Source organism: Aeromonas sp. L_1B5_3 (genome assembly GCF_963866575.1).
Lineage (GTDB): Bacteria > Pseudomonadota > Gammaproteobacteria > Enterobacterales > Aeromonadaceae > Aeromonas > Aeromonas jandaei.
On record NZ_CAWMDN010000042.1, the window covers coordinates 1 to 1,693 of the forward strand.

Sequence of the window (1,693 nt, forward strand, 5' to 3'; positions counted from 1 at the left end):
CGAAGTGCTGGTAGGTATCGCGCTGGTGCTCAAGCTCTGCCCCCTGCTTCTTGTGGGAGAGGCCATAGGCCGGGGTCTTGAAGCTGTAGTCCTTAAGCTCCACATCCGAGGGGCGCACCGCCTCGCGGTAGTGGAACTGGCGCACATAGGGCCCTTGTTCCAGCGAGCGGTTGCCGAGGTTGAAGAAGAGCTCGGGGCCAGCGGTTAACGCTGCGGCATCGTCGGCAAACACAATGCGATGCTTGCCTGCTTCAAATTCGTGGAAGTAGAACAAGCCCTCTTCGGCTGCGAGGCGGTTGAGGAAATCGAGGTCGGTCTCCCGATACTGGACGCAGTATTCGCGCTGGGCGTGCTCGTTCTTGAGCGCAAAGGCGTAATCGGTGATGCCGTGCTCTTGCAGCAGGATACTGAGGATTTCGTCAGGCTTTTGCGCCTGGAAGATGCGAGAGTTCTGGCGCAGACCCAACCGCCACAGGGCAGGTTTCACCTCAATGCGGTAACGGGTACGGCGAAAGCCGCTGTCCCCTTGGGCAAACTCGCTCACTACACCGCATACCCTACGCTGCAGCTCGCCGTTGTACCACACTATGAGCTCGCAGGGCTGGTCCAGCACGGCGCCAAAGTCGACATCGGGCTGGCTGCTGGCCAGCTCAAGGCGCAGGTTGAACGGCCGGTTCAGCCCCTCGTCCAGCTGGAAACTCGCCACCACGAAGGTGCTCTCGGGCAACGCCCCCACCTTGACGGTAAATTGCAATCCGGTTTGATTAGCCATGGCTCTCCCCTCTTGTCACGGCCACGCGATGTCTGCGCCCCTCTTCAAAACCCCAACCGCCAAACCACGCTACCGCCCTCTCCGGTGCCACAACGGGCAACCAAGATAGCGGCGAACACGGGCTACGGGCGGATTGGGTCTGCATCACAGGACACCCTTTAGTGCTTTGCCATCCCCCCGCATCAATCGAATGCGCAGCAGAGGGATGGCAAAACAGAAAAGCTCCGGCTACCTGAGCGGGCCGGAGAAATACGGGCTAAGAGGGCCGATTTGGCAACCGGCCCATAAGACACATAACTACTTGCAAGGAATACCAAAGTAACAAAACGAGGATTAGGCCTCGATGGGCGCACGCCAGTCGTCCGCACCGGAAGTACCGGCAACGGTGTGTTCCCAGTCAATCTTGCGGTAAGCCATGGAGACCTGGATAAGCTGGGTGAAGTCAGACTTCGCCGGGTCCTGGCAGTGCGGCATCTGGCAATCGATGTCAACGATGGTGGCATCGGTCAGCACGGTGGAGAAAAAGTGCTCCTGCTTGCCTTCAACGGAGGTGCGGTACCACTTCAGGGTCACTTTCGGCAGCATTTCACCGGAAGCCAGCGCGTTATACATCAGCGGCACGGCTTTGTTCAGGGCAACGGTGAACTTGAACGGCTTGTGGACACGCTGACCAGCCGGCTGACCAGATTGCGGGTCGGTCGGGACAGTCACAACGTGCTGGAACTCTTGTACCAGCATCTCGTCTTCGTGACCTTGTACGAAGATGTTGCCGACGGAATCGGAGGTGAAGGCACCGGCGGTGATATTGCCCTGGGTTTTACCTTCGATGCTGATATAACATGGAGTTGGCATGTGTATGCTCCTAAATAGATTGGTTAAATGAGATAGCACTCGACCAGACTATTAGCAGCGACCATGCCA

The 1,693-nt window shown here is 58.1% G+C and carries 2 protein-coding genes; both read right to left on the reverse strand.

The features are described 5' to 3' along the window. Nucleotides 1-772, reverse strand: a 772-nt coding sequence (gene tssI / locus AACR93_RS03315; protein ID WP_043852267.1) for a type VI secretion system tip protein TssI/VgrG, incomplete at its 3' end; no start/stop codon positions are given. 333 nt (nucleotides 773-1,105) lie between these two features. Further along, the gene (hcp1, locus tag AACR93_RS03320) at nucleotides 1,106-1,624 is read right to left on the reverse strand and encodes a type VI secretion system effector Hcp1 (RefSeq protein ID WP_010634242.1); all 519 of its coding nucleotides are present in this window, start codon (nucleotides 1,622-1,624) and stop codon (nucleotides 1,106-1,108) included. Nucleotides 1,625-1,693 lie beyond the last annotated feature (69 nt).

Excerpts from the sequence above, each read along its gene's own strand:
- hcp1 (WP_010634242.1), bottom strand. The coding sequence starts at position 1,624 with ATGCCAACTCCATGTTATATCAGCATCGAAGGTAAAACCCAGGGCAAT.